This window comes from Nocardia sp. bgisy118, assembly GCF_057708605.1.
Window position 1 is genome coordinate 229,532 of the sequence record NZ_JBYISM010000008.1, and the last position, 22,103, is coordinate 251,634.

The window sequence follows — 22,103 nt, forward strand, 5'->3', positions numbered from 1 at the left end:
CCGCACTCAGCTGAGCACGCAGGCTCCCGTGTCGACCGGGAGGTGCGCACCAATCGCCTTGTCGAGGTCGGAGCGGACCTCGTCGAGGGTGAGCACGTACCCGGTGTCGTCGTCGGTCACCGCGGCGCCGAACACGACGCCGAGCACCTGGCCTTCGGTGTCCACCAGCGGGCCGCCCGAGTTGCCCGCGCGCACCAGGCCGCGGACGGTGTAGACCTCACGCTCGACCGTGCCGTTGCGGTAGATCGTCGGGCCGGTGAGGTCGAGCGTCTCGCGGACGCGGGCCGCGCTCGCCGTGTACGGTCCGCCGCCCGGGTAGCCGAGCACGATCGCGCTGTCGCCGGAGCGAGCGGGCGCGGGCGCCTGCGGCACCACCGGCGAGGTCAGGCCCGGCACCGAGAGCACCGCGATGTCCTTGGACGGATCGAACAGCACGACGGTGGCGTCCAGCGGGCCGCGCGCGGTGTCCACCGCGACGCTGGTGGTGCCCGCGACCACGTGGGCGTTGGTCATGACCCGCTCCGGCGCGATGACGAAGCCCGAACCCTCCAGCGCGCGCTGGCAACTCGGCGCCACGCCGCGAATGCGCAGCACGCTCTGCTGAAGCGACGCCGCGACGGGGCTGGCGAGGACGCTCGGATCCGGCGGCTCGACCGCGGCGATGGGCGCGCGACCGAACGGGCCGATCACGTCCGGCAGCCCGGAAGTGTTGAGCAGCTTCGAGAATTCGTTGGGGACCTTGCGCAGCCAATTCGGCGCGACGTCGTTGACGTCGGCCAGCACCCGCGACCCGTTGATCGCGGTGGCGATCGCGGGCTGGGACGAGGTCGCCAGCGGCAGCGCGAGCAGCCAGGCGGTGACCAGCACCGCCACCGCCTGCAACACCGCGCCCACCACGCTGTCCACGCTGCGGGTGAACGGATGCCGCATCCCGCTGCGCGCGGCGCGGCCGAGCACCATGCCCGCGACCTCGCCGACGATCACCAGCAGCACGATCAGCAGCACGCCGGTGAGCACCCGGGTCCGCCCCTCGTCCACGTGCACCAGGATGTGCGGGGCGATGAGAATGCCTGCCACCGCGCCGAGCACGACGCCGAGGAAGGCCAGCGCCGAGGCCACGGCGCCCTGCCGCCACCCGGACGCGGCAGCGGCCAGGGCGAGCAGCACCACGATGATGTCGAGCCAGGCCGAGGAACTCATAAAGTCATCCCCACTGCGGCGAGCGCGGTTTCCAGGTCGCGCACATCGTCGCGATCCCATTCCAGTTCCCAGCCCGCGGACTGGAAGATGCCCGCGAGTATCCCGCCGGTGAGCCCCCAGACCAGCATGCCGTCGACCTGGAAGGCCGGGCTCTGATAACCGAGGCTGCCACGGACGAGGAAACGATTGGCCGGATCGAGCATCTCGGAGAGCGGTACCCGCACCACCCGCTCGGTCTCGCTCTGGTTCACCACCCGCACCTCACCCGGCGTACGCCAGTAGGCCACCACCGGGGTCACGTCGAAGCGCGACGGCGGCACAAAGAGCTTCGGCAGCACCGCGAGCGGTTCGACGTGATCGCGCAGCACGCCGGTCTCCTCGCACGCCTCGCGCAGCGCGGTGTCGATCGGGCCCTCGTCCTCGGGATCGACCGCGCCGCCGGGGAAGGCGACCTGGCCCCGATGCTGGCGCAGGGTCGAGGCACGCTGGGTGAGCAGCACGTCGGCGTCGGCGGGCAGCCCGCCCGGAGCCGTCGGATCGTCCTCCGTCGAGCCGCTGAACAGCACGAGCACCGCGGCTTGGCGCGGCTCGCCGGTGACGGTCATGGCTCGGCGCAGGGCGCGCGCGATCGTCAACGTGTCGGTCGCCTCGGCGTGGCCGGGCTCGACGGCTCGGCGCAGCCAGTGCGGAATATCGGTGGGGAGCGGAATCGTCATGCCGCTCCCCCGGTGAACCTGCGCACCACCACCTCCACAACCGTTCCGTCCGCCCGCAACAGACGCTGCGAGATGTTTTGTGGTGTAGACCTTCTCACGACGCCTCCGCGGGCCGCGCACATGACCGCCGCTCCGTCACGTTCGTACGCCCAGCGCCGCGGCCACCGTATCGGCAATATCGTCGACCCCGGTAAACGTACGCACGACAACCTGCGCCAGCGAACCATCCGGGCGAATCAGTACCGAAATCGGCAGCACGGCGGGTGCGCCGACCGCGCTGCGCACCGCGGTCTCGGCGTCGAGCACGCCGGGCAGGTGCACATCCAGACCCGTCAGGCGCAGCAGCGCCTTGGCCTCGTCGGGGTCGCTGTGCACGGTCAGCACCGTGACGTCGTCACCCGCCCGCTCCGCGAACTGCCGCAGGTACGGCAACTCCTCGGCGCACGGTCCGCACCAGTAGGCCCAGAGGTTGAGCAGCACGGGTTTGCCCGCAAGCGCGGCGGCGAGGTCGACCGGCGCGCCGTCGGCCAGGCAGGTCAGCGTGATGCCGGCCAGCGGACCCGCACCCGTCGCGCCCGGCGCGGGTCGCGGGCAGGGCGCGAGCCCGGCCTCCGCACGCAGCTGCGCGGGAACCTGACGCGCGCCGGACGGGGCGCCCGCATCGGACGCGGTGTCCTCGCCACCGCGCGGCCACAGCGCGATCACCGCGGCGACCGCCACGATCAGGCCGACCAGCGCCCAGCGCACCGCGGAATGAGATCTCGCCGTGCCGGGTCGTTCTTCCCGCGACGCCTCGTCCGCGGCCCGCAATCTCACAGGCCGACCATCCCGAGCAAGTGTTCGCGCTCCGGACCCTTCACCAACTTGGCCGCGAGCTCCGGCTCGGTCGGCCCCGCGCCGAACGAGGGGCAGTCGTCGGCGAGCACGCACGCGCCGCACGCCGGCTTCCTGGCATGGCAGACCCGCCGCCCGTGAAAGATCACGCGATGGGACAGCATCGTCCATTCCTTGCGCTCGACGAGCTCGCCGACGGCGTGTTCGACCTTGACCGGGTCTTCCTCGGCGGTCCACTTCCACCGGCGCACGAGCCTGCCGAAGTGCGTGTCGACAGTGATTCCGGGCACGTCGAAGGCATTGCCGAGGATGACGTTGGCAGTCTTGCGCCCGATGCCGGGCAACTTCACCAGTTCCTCGAGAGTGTGAGGTAATTCACCATCGTGCTCGGTCACCAGCGCCTGCCCGAGCCCGATCAGCGAGTTCGTCTTGTTCCGGTAGAACCCCGTCGGCCGGATGTATTCCTCCAGCTCCGCGCGGTTCGCCTCGGCGTAATCGCGCGCGCTTCGGTACTTCGCGAAGACCGCGGGCGTGGTGAGATTCACGCGCTCGTCGGTGCACTGCGCGGAAAGGATTGTCGCGACGGCCAATTCGAGCGGAGTGGTGAAATCCAGCTCACAGTGCGCGTCGGGAAAAGCCTCGGCGAGGGTGCGGTTCATGCGGCGCGCCCTTCGCACCAACCCCAGCTTCGTTTCCGCCTGTCGCGTGCGGGTTTTCCGTTTCGGAACGGTCACGGCGGTGGGTAGCGGATCGGTCGCCCCGTCGACAGCGGAAGAGCCGTTCGAATCGGTCACAGACGGGGAGGCACGCACGCGTCCACCATACGGAACCGCTCCGACAAGTTGCCCGCTCAGATCCACTGCCGTGTTCCATCTGAGACCTTCACCGTGTTTACTCCTCGATATGCAAGGACTCGCTGTGGTGCTCTTCCCAGTGGTGTTGATGCTGTTCGCACTGCTGATGGAGCGGGTCGAGAATCGGCTCCGCAAACTTCTCGAACCCGATCCGGAGGTTCAGCAGTACCTGGACAGGGCAAGCAACGCCGAGGTCAAGGAGTTGACGAAAGCCGGACTGCCCGCTGCGGTGGCCCGTATGCGCAGGCGCCGTTCCCGCAACGACGACCTGAACGTCGCTCGAGCGAGCTGAATCCACTCCCCGGACGCCGCGCAATCCACTCGTTACGTGGTGTCTGTCACTACGCCGCCAGGATGCCGCGTAGACTGCGCTGTTGGCCGATTCGCTTCGGTCCAGCCCAGAGCCATTTCCCATAAGGAGCACATTCGTGGACGAGGCCCTCGCCAGAGCAGGCATCTTCCAAGGCGTAGAGCCCACCGCGGTGGCGGCACTCGCCAAACAACTGCAGCCCGTCGATTTCCCGCGCGGCCATGTCATTTTCAACGAGGGTGAACCCGGCGATCGGCTGTACATCATCACCTCGGGCAAGGTGAAGATCGGGCGGCGGTCCCCGGACGGCCGGGAGAATCTGCTGACCATCATGGGCCCGTCGGACATGTTCGGCGAGCTGTCGATCTTCGACCCGGGCCCGCGCACCTCGACCGCTACCACGGTCACCGAGGTCCGCGCCGTCACGATGGATCGCGACGCCCTGAAGTCCTGGATCGACCAGCGGCCCGAGATCGCCGAGCAGCTGCTCCGCGTGCTCGCCCGTCGTCTGCGGCGTACCAACAACAACCTCGCCGACCTGATCTTCACCGACGTCCCCGGCCGCGTTGCCAAGGCGCTGCTGCAGCTCGCGCAGCGGTTCGGCACCCAGGAAGCGGGCGCCCTCCGGGTCACCCACGACCTGACCCAGGAGGAGATCGCCCAGCTCGTCGGCGCGTCCCGCGAGACCGTCAACAAGGCGCTCGCCGACTTCGCGCACCGCGGCTGGCTGCGGCTGGAGGGCAAGAGCGTGCTCATCTCCGACTCCGAGCGGCTGGCGCGGCGCGCCCGCTGACCCGCTCCCGAATACGGCACGGCCCGCCGGATCCAGCGCTCCACTGGATCCGGCGGGCCGTCGTGTTTCCGTGACCTAACGCTCGGCGCGCAGGTACTCCAACTGGGCCTGCACCGAGCTGCGCGCGGCGGGCCAGAGCCGCTTGTCCACATCGGCGTACACCTTGCGCACCACCGCCATGGCGCCCGCGCCCGGCCCCAGCTCGTGCAGGGCGGCGCGCACCTGGTCGAGCCGCTCCTGCCGGTGCTTGATGTAGTACCGGGCGACCGGTTCCAGGTCCGGGTGGTCCGGGCCGTGCGCGGGTAGCAGCGCCTTGCCCGCGCCGACCTCGACCAGCCGGTCCAGCGAGGCGAGGTAGTCGGCGAGGGTGCCGTCGCTGGAGTCCAGCACGGTGGTCCCGCTGCCCAGGATGGTGTCGCCGGTGAGCACCGCGTCGTCGAGCACGAAGCTCACCGAATCACCGGTGTGCCCCGGCGTCGCCAGCACGCCGATCCGCAGCCCGGCCGCCTCGATCAGCTCGCCGTCGGCCAGCGGCGCGTCCGTGCCACGCAGGAACTCGGCGTCCACGGCACGCACCGGCGTGCCGGTCAGCTTCACCAGCCGATCGATGCCGCCGGTGTGGTCGTGGTGCCGGTGCGTGATCAGGGTCAGCGCGATCCTGCCCGCGGTGACCCTGGCGATCGCCTCGCTGTGCTTCTTGTCTTTCGGCCCCGGGTCGACCACGACATAGTCCGAGGCGTCCGGCGCGCGCAGGATCCAGGTGTTGGTGCCGTCCAGGGTCATCTGGCCGGGATTGTCCGCGAGCAGCACCGCCGCCGTCGGCGTCACCTGGCGCAATTGCCCGTACGCGGGATGAGTCAGCGTCATCGCATTACCTCGGTCGTTCGGAGTCGTTGTCCGACAACCTGTCTAACGCACCTCGGCGATGAGTTCGACCTCGACCGGGGTGTTCTTGGGCAATTCGGAGACGCCGACGGCCGAACGCGCGTGCACGCCCGCGTCACCGAAGACCTCACCGAGGAACTCCGAGGCGCCGTTGATCACCAGCGGCTGATCGGTGAATCCGGGCGCGGACGCGACGAAGCCGACCACCTTGACGATCCGCACCACCTCGTCGAGCCCGACCAGATCGTGTACCGCGGCCAGCGCGTTGAGCGCGCACAGCCGCGCCGCCTCGGCGGCCGCCTCGAGCGACACCTCGGCGCCGACCTTGCCGGTTGCCGACAGCTCGCCCTTCACGAAAGGCAGCTGCCCCGAGGTGTAGACGAGCGAACCGGTGCGCACCGCGGGAATGTAGGCCGCGACGGGCGCGGCCACCGCGGGCACGGTCAGTCCGAGCCTCTCCAGGTTCTTCCGCCACGGAGTGGCCGCGTCGACCGCCATGGCCTACTGCCTCGGACGCTTCAGGTAGGCGACGTGCTGCTCGCCGGTCGGGCCGGGCAGCACATTCACGAGCTCCCACCCGTCGGCGCCCCACTGGTCGAGAATCTGCTTGGTCGCGTGCGTCAGCAGCGGAACGGTCGCGTACTCCCACAGGGTCAGTTCACTCATGCTGTGAGTTTATGGGCGAGCTCGCAACGCTGTGCGTTCCGGGCGTGCTTGTCGCGGACCGCGCGCAGCGAGCGGGGATGATAGCGACCGGCGAGACTGTCTGGTACAGAAGGTCCGAAAAACGGCAGTGTGACCGTATCCCTAGAGCGTGATCGCATAACGGGTTATAGGCTCGCGAGCGTGGGAGTACCAACAGCAGTGCCTATTTCGGCGGAGCCGGGGCTGGAAACGGGTTGGCCGAAGCGCGCGGAAAAGGCCCGCTTGCACTACGTCTCCGGCAAAGGGGGAACGGGCAAGTCGACGGTCGCCGGCGCGCTCGCGCTGGCACTGGCCGCGGGCGGGCGCCGGGTGCTGCTGGTCGAGGTGGAGAGCAGACAGTCCATCGCGCAGCTGTTCGATCTGCCACCGCTGCCGCCGACCGAGACCAGGATCGCCACCGCTGACGGCGGTGGCGAGGTGGTCGCGCTGGCGCTCGACATCGAGCACGCCTTCCTCGAATACCTCGACATGTTCTACAACCTGGGCTTCGCGGGGCGCGCGATGCGCAGGATGGGCGCCATCGAGTTCGTCACCACGATCGCGCCGGGTCTGCGCGACGTCATCCTGACCGGCAAGATCAAGGAATGCGCGGTCCGCGTGGACCAGACGGGCAAGCGGGTCTACGACGAGATCGTGGTCGACGCGCCCCCGACCGGCCGGATCGCCAGCTTCCTCGACGTCACCACCGCCATGGTCGAGATCGCCAAGGGCGGGCCGATCGCCTCGCAGGCCGAAGGAGTTTCCCGGCTGCTGCATTCGGATCAGACGATGATCCACCTGGTCACCCTGCTCGAGGCGCTGCCCGTGCAGGAGACCGCGGACGCCGTCGCCGAGCTCACCGCCAACGACCTGCGCATCGGCACCGTGATCGTGAACCGCGCTGGCGAGGGCTTCCTGCCCACCGACGTGCGCAATCGCGCCGCCGCGGGCGACATCGACCGCGACGCGATCCGCGCCGGGCTCGAGCGCACCGGAATCGCCTTGTCCGAAGACAGTTTCGAGGGGTTGATCACCGAGACCTTCGAACATTCGGCCCGGCTGCAGGCCCAGGACGAGAGTTCGGCCGAGCTGAACAAGGTCGACGTGTCGCAGCTGTACCTGCCGACACTGGCCGACGGCATGGACCTCGGCGGGCTGTACGAGCTAGCCGAACATCTGACCGCGCAGGGAGTGCGATGACCACGCTCGACATTTCGCAGATCATCGCCGATCCCACCGCGCGGGTCGTGGTGTGCTGCGGCTCCGGCGGCGTCGGCAAGACCACCACGGCGGCCGCGATCGCGCTGCGCGCAGCCGAACTCGGGCGCAAGGTCGTGGTACTCACGATCGACCCGGCGCGCCGACTGGCCCAGTCACTCGGCATCGCGGATCTGGACAACTACCCGCAGCGGGTGGCGCTCGGCCCGGAGGCCAAGGGCGAGCTGTACGCGATGATGCTGAACATGCGTCGCACGTTCGACGACATGGTGCTCGAGCACACCACCGCGGAGAAGGCCGAGCAGATCTTCGCCAACCCGATCTATCAGACCGTGGCGTCCTCCTTCGGTGGCACGCAGGAGTACATGGCGATGGAGAAGCTCGGTCAGCTCGCGCACAAGCGGGAGTGGGACCTGATCATCGTCGACACCCCGCCGTCGCGCAACGCGCTCGACTTCCTCGACGCGCCGAAGCGCCTCGGAAACTTCCTGAACGGCAAGATGATCCGGCTCATCATGGCGCCCGGCCGCGGCGTCGGCCGGTTCGTCACCGGCGCGATGAGCCTGGCCATGCGCGGCGTGTCCACCGTCATCGGCGGGCAGATGCTCAAGGATGCGTCCGTCTTCCTGCAGTCGCTGGAATCGCTGTTCGGTGGTTTCCAGGACCGCGCCGACCGCACCTACGCGCTGCTGTCCAAGCCAGGCACGCATTTCCTGGTGGTGGCCGCGGCGGAACCGGACGCCCTGCGCGAGGCCTCGTTCTTCGTCGACCGGCTCTCCACCGAGCAGATGCCGCTGTCGGGCCTCGTGCTCAACCGGACGCATCCGGCGCTGAGCGATCTGCCCGCCGACCACGCCCTCACCGCCGCCGACCAGCTGGTCGAATCCGACCCGCTGACCAGCGCGGTACTGCGCATTCACGCTGAACGGGTCGCGACGGCCAAGCGCGAGCAGCACCTGCTGCACCGATTCACCGGGGCGCACCCGCGGGTGGCGATGGTCTCGGTGACCGCGCTGCCATTCGAGGTCTCCGACCTCGAGGCGCTGCGCGCAGTGGGCGATCAGCTGACCGGAACGGTTCTCTCCGCGTAGGCGCTCCTCCGGCCGCGCCCACCAGACCATAACGTTCGGTATTGAGTCGGAATAGCTATAGGCTCAAACGAAACCGAGCCCGCAATCGCGGGCTCGGTTTCTCGTTCGTTCGACTACATCGCCACCTGATGCTGGCGCTGGGCCTGGAAGAAATCGGCCCAGGAGGTCACCTCTGGATGCTGTTTCAGCAGCGCCCTCCGCTGCCGTTCGGTCATCCCTCCCCATACGCCGAATTCCACTCGATTGTCGAGGGCATCGGCTCCACACTGCATGAGCACCGGACAGTGCCTGCAGATCGTCGCCGCTTTGCGCTGCGCCGCGCCGCGGACGAACAACTGATCGGGATCTACTTCCTTGCATCGGGCCTGGGATACCCAGGCGATTCGCGCTTCGGCCTGCTCTACGTCCAATCGAGCGATGGGGGTTGTCATATGCATTTGGTGTGCCCCTTTGCAGTCCGAACACCGGGTCAACGGCGCTCCAGAATCGCGTGCCAGATCGCAGCAACCCGAACCCCGCTGCGAACTGAACCACATTCCACTTTGAGTGTTAGCTCCATCACACTGGGTTCTCAATCTAGGTAAAGGTATGGCCCGAGCGCAAGACCGTCTCGAGATTTTTTGGTACGCCCGTCCATGCAAACGTGATAGAGAACCGGGCAGTCGGGTCGATTCGCGACACGCCCGTGTGCGACACGCCAGACACGCCTCAACGACACGCCCAACAAGCCGGGAAGAGCGCCGGATCTCGCGCTCCGACAAACACACCCGAGAGGGCGAGAACGGCACCCCGTACCCTTGGGAACGTGTCGAATGTGCCGATCACACATACGCTCGCGAAGCTGGCGGGCAGCTGCGCGCTGGCCGCAGTTCTCGTCGCCGGGCTGCTCTTCCCGCTCGCCGGTGGATTCGGATTCGTCTCCAACCGTGCGGCCGACGCGGTGGACAACGTCTCCGCGGAACTCGTCGAGGGCACCGTTCCCGCTGTCTCGACGATGGTGGACAAGAACGGTTCGCCCATCGCCTGGCTCTATGAGCAGCGCAGATTCGAGGTGCCGAGCGAGCGGATATCCAACAACATGAAGTTGGCGATCATCTCCATCGAGGACCGCCGCTTCGCCGAGCACGACGGCGTCGACTGGCAGGGCACGGTGCGCGCGTTCCTCACCAACACCTCCAGCGGTGAGGTGCAGCAGGGCGCGTCCACCCTCGACCAGCAGTACGTGAAGAACTTCCAGCTGCTCGTGGTCGCCAAGACCGACGCCGAACGCCGCGCGGCGATCGAGACCACCCCGGCGCGCAAGATCCGCGAGATCCGCATGGCGCTGACCCTGGACAAGGAACTCACCAAGGACGAGATCCTCACCAGGTACCTGAACCTCGTGCCCTTCGGCAATTCGTCCTATGGCATCCAGGACGCGGCGCAGACCTACTTCGGCGTCGACGCCGCCGACCTGAACGTCCCGCAGGCGGCGATGCTCGCGGGCATGGTGCAGTCCAGCTCCAAGCTGAACCCCTACACCAACGTCCAGGGCGTGCTGGCCCGCCGGAACACCGTGCTGGACACGATGATCCAGAACATCCCGGCCCGCGCCGAGGAGTTCCGCAAGTTCAAGTCGGAGCCGCTGGGCGTGCTGCCCGAGCCCAAGGGCCTGCCGCGCGGCTGCATCGCCGCTCAGGATCGCGGCTTCTTCTGCGACTACGCGCTGCAGTACCTGGCCGAATCGGGCATCAGCCGCGAGCAGATCGACAAGGGCGGCTACCTGATCAAGACCACCCTCGATCCGGCCGTGCAGGACTCCGTCAAGCGCGCGGTCAGCGAGGCGGCCAATCCGAACCTCGACGACATCGCCGAGGTGATGTCGGTGGTCGCGCCGGGCCAGGACTCGCACGACGTGGTCGCCATGGCCAGCAGCCGCACCTACGGCCTCAACCGCGACGTCAACGAGACGGTGCAACCGCAGCCGTTCTCGATGGTCGGTGACGGCGCGGGCTCGGTCTTCAAGGTCTTCACCACCGCCGCGGCCATGGAGAAAGGCATGGGCATCAACTCCCAGCTCGACGTGCCTGGCCGCTTCGACGCGAAGGGCATGGGTAACGGCGGCGCGCGGGGCTGCCCGCCCGCCACCTACTGCGTCGAGAACGCGGGCCGCTACAAGTCGCCGATGTCGGTGACCGAGGCGCTGGCCACCTCGCCGAACACCGCGTTCGTCAAGCTGATCCAGGCCGTCGGCGTCACCCCGACCGTCGACATGGCGGTGCGGCTCGGCATGCGCTCGTTCACCAACCCGGGCAGCTCCGGGCACGGCAACCAGAGCCTGGCCGACATGATCAAGGACCAGAACCTCGGCTCGTTCACCCTCGGCCCGGTCGCGATCAACCCGCTCGAGCTCTCCAACGTCGCCGCGACGCTGTCCTCCGGCGGACGCTGGTGCCCGCCCTCCCCGATCAGGGAGGTCGTCGACCGCAGCGGCAAGCAGGTTCCGCTCACCCAGCAGGCCTGCGAGCAGGTCGTCGAGCCCGGCCTGGCCAACACGCTGGCCAACGCGATGAGCAAGGACGACACGGCGGGCACCGCGGCGGGCGCTGCCCAGGCGAGCGGCTGGAACCTGCCGATGGCCGGCAAGACGGGGACCACCGAAAGCCACCGCTCCTCGGCCTTCCTCGGCTTCACCAACTCGCTGGCCGCCGCGGTCTACGTCTACGGCGACAGCCCGACCCCCGGTGAGATCTGCTCGTTCCCGCTGCGCAACTGCGGCGACGGAAACCTGTTCGGCGGTAACGAACCCGCACGCACCTGGTTCAGCGCGATCAAGCCGGTGGTCGGCAACTTCCCGCCGCCCGGCCTGCCGCCGCTGGACGACAAGTACGTCCGCGGCGCGAACAACGCGCAGGTGCCCGACGTGGTCGGCATGTCGCAGGCTGAGGCGACCACCGCGCTGGTCGCCGCGGGCTTCCAGGTCTCGGCCGTCAACGGATCCGGCCCGCCGCCCAAGGGCAGCGTCATGAACACCGCGCCGAACGGGTCGGCGATCCCCGGCTCGGTGATCACGATCTACATCAGCGACGGCACCCAGCGCCAGGCCCCGGCGCCGTCCGCACCCGGGCCGCTGCCGCCGCCCCCGGCGCTGCCGCCCGGGTTCCCGCTGCCGCCCTGGTGGCCGCGGTAACGAATGAACGAATAAACGAAGAACCGCCGACCGGCGCTACGGCGCTCGGTCGGCGGTTCTGGTTTCGGGCAGAGTTCAGAGCCGGGCTTTCACAGCCGCGGAGATGCGCGAGCCGTCGGCCTTGCCCTCGGCGAGGGCGGTGGCGATCTTCATGACCTGGCCCATCTGGCGCATGCCGGGGCGCTCGCCCAGCTCCTCGGCGACCTGCGCGATGGCGGTGTCCGCGAGGTCGGCGATCTCGGCCTCGGTCAGCTGGGTCGGCAGGTACTCGTCGATGATCCTGGCCTCGGCGTGTTCGTTGGCGGCGAGCTCGCCGCGACCGGCCTGGGTGTAGACCTCGGCCGACTCGTTGCGCTTCTTCGCCTCCTTCTGCAGCACCGCGATCACGTCGGCGTCGGAGAGTTCACGCGCCTCCGCGCCTGCGACCTCGGCGTTCTGGATCGCGGCCAGCAGCATGCGCAACGTGGCGAGGCGCAGCGTGTCCTTGGCTTTCATCGCGGCGGTCATGTCCGTCCGCAGCCGATCTTTGAGTTCCGACATGAGGCACACGGTAGCCGGTCGCCGTCGCGGGGCCCACCACATTTCGCCGCGGCGTCGCCGCGGCGAACAGGAGAAGACCGCAGCTCGCGGACCTGCTCGGACGATTCCGCGCCGCTCGGCGCGACCGCGGCGATGGCTTGTGCGGAAACACACTCGGCGTTCTGAGGCAGCCTCACCTATGCTGGGCAAATGCCCGTAATCTCGACCGCCGCCGTCCGCCGAACCGCGCTGGGAGCCACCGGGGCCGCGGTAGCCGGAATCGGCTATGCCTCGCTGATCGAGCGCAACGCGTTCGTCCTGCGCGAGGCGACCATGCCGGTGCTGCCGCCCGGTGCGTCGAGCCTACGTGTGCTGCACATCAGCGATCTGCACATGATGCCCGGTCAGAAGCTCAAGCAGCAGTGGCTGCGCGAGCTGGATCGGCTGGAGCCCGATCTGGTGGTCAACACCGGCGACAACCTCTCGCACCAGCGGTCGGTGCCCGCGGTGGTTCAGGCCCTCGGCGGATTGCTGTCCCGCCCGGGCCTTTTCGTTTTCGGCAGCAACGACTACTTCGCGCCGGTGCCGAAGAACCCGATGAAGTACTTCAAGAAGGACCACCGCCGCGTCTACGGCGCGCCGCTGCCGTGGAAGGACCTGCGAGCGGCGTTCACCGAACGCGGCTGGCTCGATCTCACCCACGTGCGCCGCGATCTCGAGGTGGCGGGCGTGCGGATCGCCACCGCCGGCGTCGACGACCCGCACCTGCAGCGCGACCGGTACGACACGGTGGCGGGCCCCCCGAACCCGCTGGCCGACCTGCGCATCGGCCTGACCCACTCGCCCGAACCCCGGGTGCTCGACCGCTTCGCCGACGATGGCTACGACCTGGTGCTCGCCGGCCATACCCACGGCGGCCAGCTGGTGCTGCCCGGCTACGGTGCGCTGGTCACCAACTGCGGCATCGACAAGTCGCGCGTGAAGGGCCCGTCGAAGTGGGGCGAGCACACCCAGCTGCATGTCTCCGCAGGCATCGGCACCTCGCCGTGGGCTCCGTACCGGTTCTGCTGCCGCCCCGAAGCCACCCTGCTGACTCTCGTCGCCGCGCCCCCGAAGCGTCCGGCCGCCGAGAACAACCACGGGCTTTCGACCTCGGAGACCGTCGCTCGCTGAGCGCCGTGATCGCGGCCTCGGCACTCCCCTAGCTCGACACGCCAACCGGCGCAAGGCTTGTCCGCCCTGACCGGGCGCGGACGGTGCATCGCCGACCCGGTAGGGTCGCGTGCCGAAACTTGAATCGGTCGACTAGGGGACGACTTTGAGCAGAGGATTCGACGAACCGCGCGCCGAACCTGCCGCCAACGGCATGTCCGGCGCATCGGTGCGTGCCGCCGCCGCTCCGGAGTTCGGCGGCACGGCCGCACCGAATCTTGCAGCCGCCGCGCAGCTTTCGCCCGACCAGCCCATGACCGGATCGGCGTATCCGGTTCAGCACGCCGCCATTGCGGGGCAGCAAAGTCCTTACGCCCGAGGTGAAGTCGCTGCGGTTCCGCAGTTCGCTACGGGCACGACGCAGGCCGCAACACAGATCGCTACGGGCACGACACAGTCCGCCACAGGCACGACACAACTCGGCTACGGAGCTGGCTCACACGCCCCGCTCGACCTGACCGGGCGCGGCACCCAGCATTTCGGTGAGGCCGCCGCGGCCGATCAGAGCGACGGCGCGCCCAACAGGTGGCCGGAGCCGATGCGGGCGGCCGGTAGCTCACCCGGGGACTTCTGGACCGAACCGCGACTGATGGACCCGCCCCGCGCGGCAGGCGGGCGGGCGTGGATCGGCATCGGAGTCGCGGCGACGGTATTGGTCGCGGGCGCGGTGGCCGTGGTGGTCGCGGGTGGCACGGACGAGGCCAGTGCGGAAGGGACGCCCTCGATGGTGAGCGCGTTGACCACCTCGGCCGGGACCAGAGCTCCCGCGCGGCGGCCTGCGGCGCAGGCGGGGCCGCCCGTGGTGCCGGGGTACCAGGTGGTCGTCGTGCCCGACAGCGGCGCGGCGTACGACGTGCCCGCCGACTGGCACATCGGCGATCCCGGAGCCTCCGGCGGCTTCGGCAAGCCGCCCAACGCCGTCGGCGGCAAGGGGTACGCCACCGAGGGCAAGGACTACTGCCCCGGATCGACGCGCACCGTGGCGTTCGTCACCGGCTCGGACAACACCGATACCGCGAGCGCCGCAACCGAACTCGGCACCAAGACCGCGAAGATCGCCTACTCCAACGCGCCCGGCGGCGGCGTTCCCGGCGCCCCACAGCCGCTGGAATCCCTCGACGGCGCCCAGCACGGCACGTTCGTGGAGACCAGGGGCGCCATCACCGACGCCAAGCCGGGCTGCGCCACCGAGTACTCGGTGTACACCTTCGCCACCTCCGCCGACATCGGCAGCTTCGTCATGGTGATCGCCGCCGACACCGGCGTCCCGAATGCGGTCGACCCGGAGGCCGCGAAGCGGATCTTCCGCAGTGTCCGCTCTCATGAAAGCTGATTGACCTGCGGGTTTAACGTCTGGACCTTCCCTGTTGTAAGCTACTCCAGGTTCGCTTCACGGGGTGTGGCGCAGCTTGGTAGCGCGCTTCGTTCGGGACGAAGAGGTCGCAGGTTCAAATCCTGTCACCCCGACTCGTGTGGTTGAGACACGACAGGGCCCCTGACCGGTCTTCCGGTCAGGGGCCCTTTCTTTTATCCGGTCGAATACGCGGCCGAGTCAGTCCACTGCGGCGCGGTTCCGCTTCTCCAATGCGGCAAGCACCTCGCGCGCGGCCCGCTCTCCGGATTCCACCGCTCCATCGATGTATCCCGCCCAGCGGGTGGCGGTCTCGGTGCCCGCCCAGTGCAGCGGTCCGATGGGCGCTCGCAGCGCCGGGCCGAAACGGGTGAGGGTGGACGGCGTCGCGAAAGCGCCGTAACAGCCGCGGCTGTACTCCTCCTCGGCCCAGTCGCGTTCGAGGTAGGCGATCGGCTCGGCCGCCGCGGGGCCGAAATAGCCGACGAGATCGGACAGCACCTGGGCCCGCCGCGCCGCCGGAGTCAGCCGGGACATGGCGTCGGCGTGCTTGCCTTCGAAGAAGCCGACCAGCACGCCGGGCGCGCCGTCGGGCGGGGTGTTGTCGAAGACCGTGCCGAGCGGTCGCCGATCGCTGTTGGCCTGTCCGCTGAAGCCCTGCGCGCGCCAAAACGGTTCCGAATAGGCGACATTGATCTTGATGACGCGACCCATCGGCATCCGCTGGACGAGCTGATCGCGCCCGCCGGGGAGACCGGGCCGGTAGCGAATCCTGGACGCCAGTGGCGGCGGGATCGCGATCACCGCCCGTCGCGCCGACACCTCCGTGCGCCCGGCCGACACGTGAAGCTCGCCGTCGCTCCAGGTCAGATCCGTCACCGGAGCGTCGAGCAGAACGCGCTCGCCGAGCTGCTCGGCGAGCGCCAAGGCGATCCGCTGGGTGCCGCCGACCACGCGGTCTTGCTGCGCGCCGCCCTCGGTGTTGATCAGCGCGTCCAGTCCGCCCGCCGCGCCGACGTAGAACGCCGCCCACAGCGCGGACATGTCCTCCGGCTCGGTGGCGAACACCGCCTCGGTGACCATCCGCAGGAAGGCGCGGCCGGTGGGCGTGTAGGCATGCCGCTGCATCCAGGTGGCGAAGGTCTGCCCGTCCAGCTTGTCCGCGTGCCGCGCGAGCCACGGGTCGCGTTCGGCGACGGCGCGCGCCACCCGATCCAGCCGCAACTGCGCCTGCCCGATATCGGCGAGCGCGAGCGGGTTCAGCTTGGGGATCCGGCCGGTGTAGACCGAACGGGTCTCGCCGAATTCGCCGATGTTCTGCCCGGCGACGTGGGTCGGGAACGTGGCGAGTCCCAGTTCGGCGATCAAAGCGAGCACTCGGTCCTGTCCTGGACCGACCCACTGCCCGCCCATCTCGATCGGCACGCCTTCGAGCAGGTCTTCGCTGAGCAGCCGTCCCCCCACTCGGTCGCGCGCCTCCAGTACCAGCACCTCCTTCCCGGCGCGGACCAGCTCGCGAGCGGCCACCAACCCCGCCACACCCGCGCCGACGACAACGACGTCTGTCGATTCACTCATCTCGACCTGCTTTCATACACCGTGTATCTGAGATTCATTATGTATGTGATATCCCTGTTGCATGGAGACTGTCAAGACAGTGCGGGAAAAATACGCCGAGAACACCCGCCAGACGCTGCTCGAGACCGGGCGACGCCTGTTCGTCGAGCGCGACTACGCCAAGCTGTCGGCGGAGGAGCTGGTCCGGACCGCCGGCCTCACCCGCGGCGCGCTGTACCACCACTTCGACGGCAAGCGTGGTCTGTTCGAGGCGGTCTTCGACGAATTGGAAAGCAAAGCGGCGCAACGGATTCGCGAGGCGACGACGGCCGGCTCGGACCCGCTGGAGCAGGCCGAGCGCGGTATCGAGGAGTTTCTCGACGTGTGCGCCGACCCCGACTACCGCAAGATCGTGCTGATGGACGGCCCCATCGCGCTCGGCTGGCAGCGCTGGCGCGAGCTGGACCGGCAGCATCTCGGCGGCCTGGTCCTCGATGCCGTCCGGACGCTCCTGGCGGACGACCTGATCAAGCCCTACTCGGCCGAACTGCTCGCCAGTGCGCTGTACGGGGCTCTCACCGAACTATCACTGACACTCACCGAGGTGGACGACGGTCGCCCGCAAGCCGTGGATCTGATGCGCGATCTGCTCGAGGGGCTCACCGGGCGGTGACACGGATTTCGCCGGAATCGCTTTCGAGACAGGGGCGGCGGCCAGGCGGTATAGTTCGTGGCGTCACTTCGGTGATGTCGAGAGGGTGGAGCGCCGCTGCTGACGACGCCCCACCGATGGGTCAGCTAGCCCGTACTCGATGGACCAGCATGCGCGCCCCGGCGGTCACGGCAGCTACCAACAGCAGTGTGCCGTAATCGACCGGGGCCTTGCTCTTCTTCCGGCGATGCTTCGCCATTCCCCACCACCTCACTTCTGGGCGCGGTGTCTGGACCTGAGTCCACCGCCCCTCGACGGGAGGTGTGCACACACTATGCGACGCGATCGGTCAAACGTCCTGTCACACAGCGTGTCCCGACGAATGTCCGGATCGATCGGCGCGTCGCTTCGGCGAGTCTGGGCTCGGCCGAAAGCATGGGAGAGACCAGCGCACCGGCGCGGGCTGGGCCGCCATCCGCGCTGCGCTCGCGGCGGTGCGAGCGCGGGGTGAGCGGCACGTCATCGCGCTAGGCGATCCGACGTATCACCCGCGCTTCGGCTTCGTCCGAGCCTCGCGATACGACATCGGCATCGAGGTGCCCGACGAGGCGCTGACGGCGCGCGCGCTCGAACCGGCCCACCCGCTGCCGAGCGGGACCGTCCGTTACCCCGCGGCGTTCGACATCGGTTAGCGGCAGCTCACCGTCCGGCGGCTGATTCGGCACCGGCCACCAGACGGTCGCGGCGATCACCGCGAGCAGGCCGCACACCAGCGCCAGCAATGCGAAGAACACGGAGGCATCCATAGCTTCCTCCCAGCGGCAGAGGGTCTACGCCCCGGCACCGGGACCGCCGACTGAAGGCGCACACGGCCGGCATGCCGATGAGGGACAGCATCGTCCCGGTACCGAAGCTTTCCCCAGCATCTCCGCCCGATATGACGACCAACGACACCCCCGTGTAGCCCGCTGTTGCAGTCTCCTCCCACCCCACCCCCACCGGCGGTGAAGAGTGCAGGACTGCGGGCGGAGCTGGTGCGGGGCTGAGCGGAGGTAGTGTGGGGGTCGGGCGCGGTGAGGAGACGCTTACCACTTGATTACTTGCGGACACATGGTGGAAACGCGAGGTCCATAGCGTATACACGCATGTCGACACGGGTGGCCACGCTGGCCGATGCAGCGGGACGGCCGTTGCGGGATGTGGTGTATACGACGTTGCGCGATGAGCTGATGAATGGGGACATCAAGTTCGGGGAGCGGCTGACCGAGCCGAAACTGTCCGCGCGCTTCGGTATTTCGCGCACGCCGATCCGCGAGGCGCTGACTGTGCTGTGTTCGGACGGGCTGTTGCGCCGCGAAGAGTACGGCTTCAGCCCGGTGCGGCCGAGCATCCCCCTGATTCGCGACCTGTACGAGTTGCGAATCACCCTGGAACTGGGCGGGATTCAGCGCGCCATCGGCAATCCCGAAGTGCGCCACGATCACGCGCTGCTGGAGGCCGAACGCGCGAGCTGGCTCGAGTTGCAGGCCGATCCGCCGGCGCAGGAGCCGGGTTTCGTGGTGCGCGACGAGGAATTCCACGTCACGCTGCTCACCGCGGCGGGCAATGCCGAACTGGTGCGCGCACTGAAATCGGTGAACTCCCGGATCCGGCACGTGCGCATGTACGACTTCATGGTCAACAACCGGATCGAGACCACGATCACCGAGCACCTCGCGATCCTCGAGGCGGTGCTCGCCGAGGACCTGTCGCTGGCTTATCGCCTGCTGCACACCCACATCGGGGAATCTCTGGACGTCGTCTTGGAGCGGGTCACCCGCGCCATCACCGCGATGTCGCTGGCAACTGAATAGGGGACCGCACCGTGGATTTCGATACTGTCCTCGTCGCCAATCGCGGCGAGATCGCGGGCCGGGTGCTGCGAACCGCGAAGTCGCTCGGCCTGAAGACCGTCGCCGTCTACTCCGAGGCGGACGCCGCGGCGCCGCACGTCGAATTCGCCGACGCCGCGGTACGGCTCGGCCCTGCGCAGGCCGCCGAGTCGTATCTGCGCGCCGACCTGGTGATCGAAGCGGCGCTGGCGACCGGAGCGGGTGCTATCCACCCCGGCTACGGATTCCTCTCGGAGAACGCCGATTTCGCGACGGCGGTGGCCGAAGCGGGCATCGCGTTCGTCGGCCCGACACCGGCGCAGCTGCGCATCTTCGGCGACAAGCACACCGCACGCGAGGCCGCGAAACGAGTCGGCGTGCCGCTGATTCCCGGGAGCGGCCTGCTGGATTCGGCCGAGCACGCGGTGGCCGAGGCGGAGCGGATCGGTTTTCCGGTGATGCTCAAGGCCGTCGGCGGCGGTGGCGGCATCGGCATGCAGAGCTGTTTCACCGCGGACGAACTCCGCGCGGCCTACCTCCGGGTGCAGCGCCTCGCCGCGACGAACTTCTCCTCGACGGGTGTCTTCCTGGAGCGTTTCGTGGCGCGCGCCAGGCACGTCGAGGTGCAGCTGTTCGGCGATGGGCACGGCCGGGTGGTCAGCCTCGGCACCAGGGACTGCTCGTTGCAGCGGCGCAACCAGAAGGTGATCGAGGAAGCGCCTGCGCCGAGGCTCGGCGAGGAGCTGACGGAACACTTGCTCACCGCGTCCAGAGAGTTGGCCGAATCGGTCGGCTACCGCTCCGCGGGCACGGTGGAATTCGTCTACGACTCCGAGCGCGGCGCGGCCTCGTTCCTCGAGATGAACACCCGGCTCCAGGTGGAACACCCGGTGACCGAGGCGATCACCGGCGTCGACCTGGTCGAATGGATGCTGCGCCTGGCGGGTGGGGACGCCACCATGCTGGACGACATGCCCGCGACCGGCCCGGCCCAGTCCGGGTGGGCCGTCGAGGCCCGGGTCTACGCCGAGGACCCCGGCCAGGACTACCGCCCGAGCGCCGGACTCGTCACCGCCGCCGAATTCCCCTCCGGCGTGCGCGTCGACACCTGGGTCGGCACCGGCACCGAGGTGAGCCCGTACTACGACCCGCTGCTGGCCAAGGTGATCGCCGCGGCCCCCACCCGCGACGCCGCGCTGGACAGCCTGGCCGACGCCCTCGCCGAGACCCGGATTCACGGCGTGCAGACGAACATCGCCCAATTGCACGCCGCGGCAACGGATCCGCGGGTGCGCGATGCGGCACACGGCACCGGAACGCTGGCCGACATCCATCCTTCGGCGGCGCGCATCGACGTGCTGCGCGGCGGAACCATGACCACCATCCAGGACCTTCCTGGCCGAATCGGCTTGTGGGAGGTGGGCATTCCGCCGTCGGGCCCGATGGACGACCTCTCGTTCACCGGAGCCAATATCGCCGTCGGCAATCCGCCGGGCCTGCCCGCGCTGGAGTGCACGCTCCAGGGCCCGCGCCTGCGCTTCGCCACCACCACGGTGGTCTGCGTGACCGGCGCGGACGCGCCGATCACCGTCGATGACACACCAGCGCCGATGTGGGAACCGATCACGATCCCCGCGGGCGCGGTGCTCGACATCGGCGCGCCGACCGACACCGGCCTGCGCACCTATCTCGCCGTGCGCGGCGGCCTCGACGCCCCGCTCTACCACGGCAGCGCGTCCACCTTCACCCTCGGCGGATTCGGCGGGACCACAGGCAAAGCCGTTGCGGCGGGCGATGTCCTGCACATCGTCACCGACGGTGCGGCGATCGGCGAACCCGCGGCGGAGCCGGGCCGATCCACGGCAACGCCGGTGCGACCCGAGTTCACCCACGAGTGGCAGCTGGCCGTCGGCATCGGCCCGCAGACCGCGCCCGCCTATTTCACCGACGCGGACATGGCACAGTTCGCGGCGCATCCGTGGCGGGTGGGCAGCCACGCCAACCGCACCGGCATCCGGCTGGAGGGCCCCAAGCCGGCCTGGTCACGGGCCGACGGCGGCGATGCCGGACTGCACCCGTCGAACCTGCACGACAACCCCTACAGCGTCGGCGCGCTCAACGTCTCCGGCGACACCCCGATCCTGCTCGGCCCGGACGGACCGAGCCTCGGCGGTTTCGCCTGCCCGCTCACCGTGATCTCGGCGCACCGGTGGAAACTCGGGCAGTTGCGCCCCGGCGACACCGTCCGGTTCGTGCCCGTCGACGACGACGAGGCCACCGAGCTGCGCCGCTCCGACGATCGGCGCGCGAAGGCGACGGTATCCCCCGCCCGCGACGCACTCGGCGATCGCGGCGTGCTCGGCACCGCGCCCGGCGATGCCGACCGGCCGCGGGTGACGTACCTGCGCGGCGGCGACGACAACATCCTCGTCGAATACGGCGAGATGGTGCTGGATCTCGGCCTGCGCATGCGGGTGCACGCGCTCGCCGAGGCGCTGGCGGCGGCGGGCCTGCCCGGCATCGTCGACGTCACCCCGGGCGTGCGCTCGCTGCACATCCACTTCGATCCGGACGTGCTCGCCCAGCACCGGCTGCTCGGCACGCTGGCCGAGTTGGAAGCGGAGCTGCCCGCGACCCACGACCTGGTGGTGCCGAGCCGGACCATCCGGCTGCCGCTCTCGTTCGACGATCCTTCCATCGCCGAGGCGATCGACCGCTACCGCAGCGGCGTGCGCGACACCGCGCCGTGGTTGCCGTCGAACACGGAATTCATCAGGCGCATCAACGGACTCGACAGCGTCGAGCAGGTGCGCGACACGGTGTTCGACGCGGAATACCTGGTGCTCGGCCTCGGTGACGTGTATCTCGGTGCGCCGCTGGCCGTTCCGCTCGATCCGCGACACCGCTTGGTGACCACGAAGTACAACCCGGCGCGCACCTGGACCCCCTCGGACGCGGTCGGCATCGGCGGCAAGTACCTCTGCGTGTACGGGATGGCCTCGCCCGGCGGTTACCAGCTGATCGGCCGCACCGTGCCGATCTGGTCCAGCTACCGGCAGTCCGCGCCCTTCGAGCCGGGCACCCCGTGGCTGTTCCGGTTCTTCGACCGCATCATCTGGGAGCCGGTGAGCCCCGAGGAACTGCTCGAGCACCGCGCGGCGGCCGACGCTGTCGAGTCCGTTGATGC

21 protein-coding genes and 1 tRNA gene are annotated in these 22,103 nt (G+C 69.0%); 11 read left to right on the top strand and 11 right to left on the bottom strand.

The annotated features are described in order from the left end of the window. Nucleotides 1-6 precede the first annotated feature (6 nt). The 4 genes from AC3EO7_RS13255 to nth all read right to left on the bottom strand — a co-directional run bounded on the left by AC3EO7_RS13255 (nucleotide 7) and on the right by nth (nucleotide 3,409). A complete protein-coding gene (locus AC3EO7_RS13255; protein WP_431966763.1) occupies nucleotides 7-1,200 on the bottom strand; it encodes a MarP family serine protease in 1,194 nt (397 codons plus the stop codon). Beyond that, a complete protein-coding gene (locus tag AC3EO7_RS13260; protein ID WP_431966761.1) occupies nucleotides 1,197-1,916 on the bottom strand; it encodes an NUDIX hydrolase in 720 nt (239 codons plus the stop codon). Before AC3EO7_RS13260 ends, AC3EO7_RS13255 begins: the two co-directional genes overlap by 4 nt. Before the next feature lie 135 nt (nucleotides 1,917-2,051). Continuing rightward, nucleotides 2,052-2,663, bottom strand: a complete 612-nt coding sequence (locus AC3EO7_RS13265) for a TlpA family protein disulfide reductase (protein WP_431966759.1) — start codon at nucleotides 2,661-2,663, stop codon at nucleotides 2,052-2,054. A 65-nt stretch (nucleotides 2,664-2,728) separates the two neighbouring features. Further along, the gene (gene nth / locus AC3EO7_RS13270; protein WP_435591309.1) at nucleotides 2,729-3,409 is read right to left on the bottom strand and encodes an endonuclease III; all 681 of its coding nucleotides are present in this window, start codon (nucleotides 3,407-3,409) and stop codon (nucleotides 2,729-2,731) included. Between the two features lie 244 nt (nucleotides 3,410-3,653). Here nth and AC3EO7_RS13275 point away from each other — a divergent pair, with 244 nt between their 5' ends. Continuing rightward, on the top strand, nucleotides 3,654-3,896 hold the full coding sequence (locus AC3EO7_RS13275) for a hypothetical protein (RefSeq protein WP_431966755.1): 243 nt from the start codon (nucleotides 3,654-3,656) through the stop codon (nucleotides 3,894-3,896). Nucleotides 3,897-4,032: 136 nt separating this feature from the next. Beyond that, entirely contained in the window at nucleotides 4,033-4,707 is a 675-nt protein-coding gene (locus AC3EO7_RS13280; RefSeq protein ID WP_011206875.1) for a Crp/Fnr family transcriptional regulator, read from the top strand. Nucleotides 4,708-4,782: 75 nt separating this feature from the next. Here the strand turns inward: AC3EO7_RS13280 and AC3EO7_RS13285 are convergent, their stop codons facing one another. Genes AC3EO7_RS13285 through sp36 form a run of 3 tightly spaced genes read right to left on the bottom strand, consistent with a single transcriptional unit; the run spans nucleotide 4,783 to nucleotide 6,258 of the window. Next, nucleotides 4,783-5,574, bottom strand: coding sequence for an MBL fold metallo-hydrolase (locus AC3EO7_RS13285; RefSeq protein WP_435591310.1), 792 nt, complete (start codon nucleotides 5,572-5,574; stop codon nucleotides 4,783-4,785). Nucleotides 5,575-5,616: 42 nt separating this feature from the next. Then, nucleotides 5,617-6,090 carry a RidA family protein gene (locus tag AC3EO7_RS13290; RefSeq protein WP_431966751.1) on the bottom strand — a complete coding sequence of 158 codons (474 nt, stop codon included), beginning with the start codon at nucleotides 6,088-6,090 and terminating at the stop codon, nucleotides 5,617-5,619. A gap of 3 nt (nucleotides 6,091-6,093) precedes the next feature. Then, complete coding sequence (gene sp36 / locus AC3EO7_RS13295; RefSeq protein WP_431966749.1) at nucleotides 6,094-6,258, bottom strand: Sp36 family protein; 165 nt, start codon at nucleotides 6,256-6,258, stop codon at nucleotides 6,094-6,096. A gap of 198 nt (nucleotides 6,259-6,456) precedes the next feature. Here sp36 and bagA point away from each other — a divergent pair, with 198 nt between their 5' ends. Both bagA and bagB read left to right on the top strand, forming a co-directional pair. Next, nucleotides 6,457-7,476, top strand: coding sequence for an ATPase BagA (bagA, locus tag AC3EO7_RS13300; protein WP_431966805.1), 1,020 nt, complete (start codon nucleotides 6,457-6,459; stop codon nucleotides 7,474-7,476). Beyond that, nucleotides 7,473-8,585: an ATPase BagB gene (gene bagB, locus AC3EO7_RS13305; protein ID WP_431966747.1), complete on the top strand. Its 1,113-nt coding sequence runs from the start codon at nucleotides 7,473-7,475 to the stop codon at nucleotides 8,583-8,585. The genes bagA and bagB overlap by 4 nt, the downstream gene beginning before the upstream one ends. A gap of 113 nt (nucleotides 8,586-8,698) precedes the next feature. On the opposite strand, the gene AC3EO7_RS13310 is transcribed toward bagB, so the two are convergent. Further along, nucleotides 8,699-9,022, bottom strand: coding sequence for a WhiB family transcriptional regulator (locus AC3EO7_RS13310; RefSeq protein ID WP_011206869.1), 324 nt, complete (start codon nucleotides 9,020-9,022; stop codon nucleotides 8,699-8,701). Nucleotides 9,023-9,399: 377 nt separating this feature from the next. On the opposite strand from AC3EO7_RS13310, the gene AC3EO7_RS13315 reads away from it, so the two are divergent. Then, nucleotides 9,400-11,754, top strand: coding sequence for a penicillin-binding protein (locus AC3EO7_RS13315; RefSeq protein WP_431966803.1), 2,355 nt, complete (start codon nucleotides 9,400-9,402; stop codon nucleotides 11,752-11,754). A gap of 75 nt (nucleotides 11,755-11,829) precedes the next feature. Here AC3EO7_RS13315 and AC3EO7_RS13320 read toward each other — a convergent pair whose 3' ends face one another. Then, the gene (locus tag AC3EO7_RS13320; RefSeq protein ID WP_068063102.1) at nucleotides 11,830-12,294 is read right to left on the bottom strand and encodes a GatB/YqeY domain-containing protein; all 465 of its coding nucleotides are present in this window, start codon (nucleotides 12,292-12,294) and stop codon (nucleotides 11,830-11,832) included. A gap of 189 nt (nucleotides 12,295-12,483) precedes the next feature. Here AC3EO7_RS13320 and AC3EO7_RS13325 point away from each other — a divergent pair, with 189 nt between their 5' ends. From AC3EO7_RS13325 to AC3EO7_RS13335, 3 genes are all read left to right on the top strand, one after another. Further along, nucleotides 12,484-13,446 carry a metallophosphoesterase gene (locus AC3EO7_RS13325; RefSeq protein ID WP_431966744.1) on the top strand — a complete coding sequence of 321 codons (963 nt, stop codon included), beginning with the start codon at nucleotides 12,484-12,486 and terminating at the stop codon, nucleotides 13,444-13,446. Between the two features lie 145 nt (nucleotides 13,447-13,591). Next, complete coding sequence (locus AC3EO7_RS13330; RefSeq protein WP_431966742.1) at nucleotides 13,592-14,818, top strand: DUF8017 domain-containing protein; 1,227 nt, start codon at nucleotides 13,592-13,594, stop codon at nucleotides 14,816-14,818. A 60-nt stretch (nucleotides 14,819-14,878) separates the two neighbouring features. Next, a tRNA-Pro gene (locus AC3EO7_RS13335) sits at nucleotides 14,879-14,952 on the top strand. Between the two features lie 85 nt (nucleotides 14,953-15,037). Here the strand turns inward: AC3EO7_RS13335 and AC3EO7_RS13340 are convergent. Then, the gene (locus AC3EO7_RS13340; protein ID WP_431966740.1) at nucleotides 15,038-16,414 is read right to left on the bottom strand and encodes a flavin monoamine oxidase family protein; all 1,377 of its coding nucleotides are present in this window, start codon (nucleotides 16,412-16,414) and stop codon (nucleotides 15,038-15,040) included. Between the two features lie 61 nt (nucleotides 16,415-16,475). Here AC3EO7_RS13340 and AC3EO7_RS13345 point away from each other — a divergent pair, with 61 nt between their 5' ends. Then, entirely contained in the window at nucleotides 16,476-17,066 is a 591-nt protein-coding gene (locus AC3EO7_RS13345; RefSeq protein ID WP_431966738.1) for a TetR/AcrR family transcriptional regulator, read from the top strand. 506 nt (nucleotides 17,067-17,572) lie between these two features. Here the strand turns inward: AC3EO7_RS13345 and AC3EO7_RS13350 are convergent. Continuing rightward, nucleotides 17,573-17,851 (bottom strand): hypothetical protein, encoded by a 279-nt coding sequence (locus AC3EO7_RS13350; RefSeq protein WP_431966736.1) that lies wholly within the window; start codon nucleotides 17,849-17,851, stop codon nucleotides 17,573-17,575. A gap of 339 nt (nucleotides 17,852-18,190) precedes the next feature. Here AC3EO7_RS13350 and AC3EO7_RS13355 point away from each other — a divergent pair, with 339 nt between their 5' ends. Then, nucleotides 18,191-18,898 carry a GntR family transcriptional regulator gene (locus tag AC3EO7_RS13355; protein WP_431966734.1) on the top strand — a complete coding sequence of 236 codons (708 nt, stop codon included), beginning with the start codon at nucleotides 18,191-18,193 and terminating at the stop codon, nucleotides 18,896-18,898. A gap of 11 nt (nucleotides 18,899-18,909) precedes the next feature. Further along, the coding region (uca, locus tag AC3EO7_RS13360; protein ID WP_435591311.1) for an urea carboxylase at nucleotides 18,910-22,103 on the top strand (3,194 nt) is incomplete at its 3' end.

Excerpts from the sequence above, each read along its gene's own strand:
- AC3EO7_RS13255 (WP_431966763.1), bottom strand. The coding sequence starts at position 1,200 with ATGAGTTCCTCGGCCTGGCTCGACATCATCGTGGTGCTGCTCGCCCTG.
- AC3EO7_RS13260 (WP_431966761.1), bottom strand. The coding sequence starts at position 1,916 with ATGACGATTCCGCTCCCCACCGATATTCCGCACTGGCTGCGCCGAGCC.
- nth (WP_435591309.1), bottom strand. The coding sequence starts at position 3,409 with ATGAACCGCACCCTCGCCGAGGCTTTTCCCGACGCGCACTGTGAGCTG.
- AC3EO7_RS13275 (WP_431966755.1), top strand. The coding sequence starts at position 3,654 with ATGCAAGGACTCGCTGTGGTGCTCTTCCCAGTGGTGTTGATGCTGTTC.
- AC3EO7_RS13285 (WP_435591310.1), bottom strand. The coding sequence starts at position 5,574 with ATGACGCTGACTCATCCCGCGTACGGGCAATTGCGCCAGGTGACGCCG.
- AC3EO7_RS13290 (WP_431966751.1), bottom strand. The coding sequence starts at position 6,090 with ATGGCGGTCGACGCGGCCACTCCGTGGCGGAAGAACCTGGAGAGGCTC.
- sp36 (WP_431966749.1), bottom strand. The coding sequence starts at position 6,258 with ATGAGTGAACTGACCCTGTGGGAGTACGCGACCGTTCCGCTGCTGACG.
- bagB (WP_431966747.1), top strand. The coding sequence starts at position 7,473 with ATGACCACGCTCGACATTTCGCAGATCATCGCCGATCCCACCGCGCGG.
- AC3EO7_RS13310 (WP_011206869.1), bottom strand. The coding sequence starts at position 9,022 with ATGCATATGACAACCCCCATCGCTCGATTGGACGTAGAGCAGGCCGAA.
- AC3EO7_RS13320 (WP_068063102.1), bottom strand. The coding sequence starts at position 12,294 with ATGTCGGAACTCAAAGATCGGCTGCGGACGGACATGACCGCCGCGATG.
- AC3EO7_RS13325 (WP_431966744.1), top strand. The coding sequence starts at position 12,484 with ATGCCCGTAATCTCGACCGCCGCCGTCCGCCGAACCGCGCTGGGAGCC.
- AC3EO7_RS13340 (WP_431966740.1), bottom strand. The coding sequence starts at position 16,414 with ATGAGTGAATCGACAGACGTCGTTGTCGTCGGCGCGGGTGTGGCGGGG.
- AC3EO7_RS13345 (WP_431966738.1), top strand. The coding sequence starts at position 16,476 with ATGGAGACTGTCAAGACAGTGCGGGAAAAATACGCCGAGAACACCCGC.
- AC3EO7_RS13350 (WP_431966736.1), bottom strand. The coding sequence starts at position 17,851 with ATGGATGCCTCCGTGTTCTTCGCATTGCTGGCGCTGGTGTGCGGCCTG.
- AC3EO7_RS13355 (WP_431966734.1), top strand. The coding sequence starts at position 18,191 with ATGTCGACACGGGTGGCCACGCTGGCCGATGCAGCGGGACGGCCGTTG.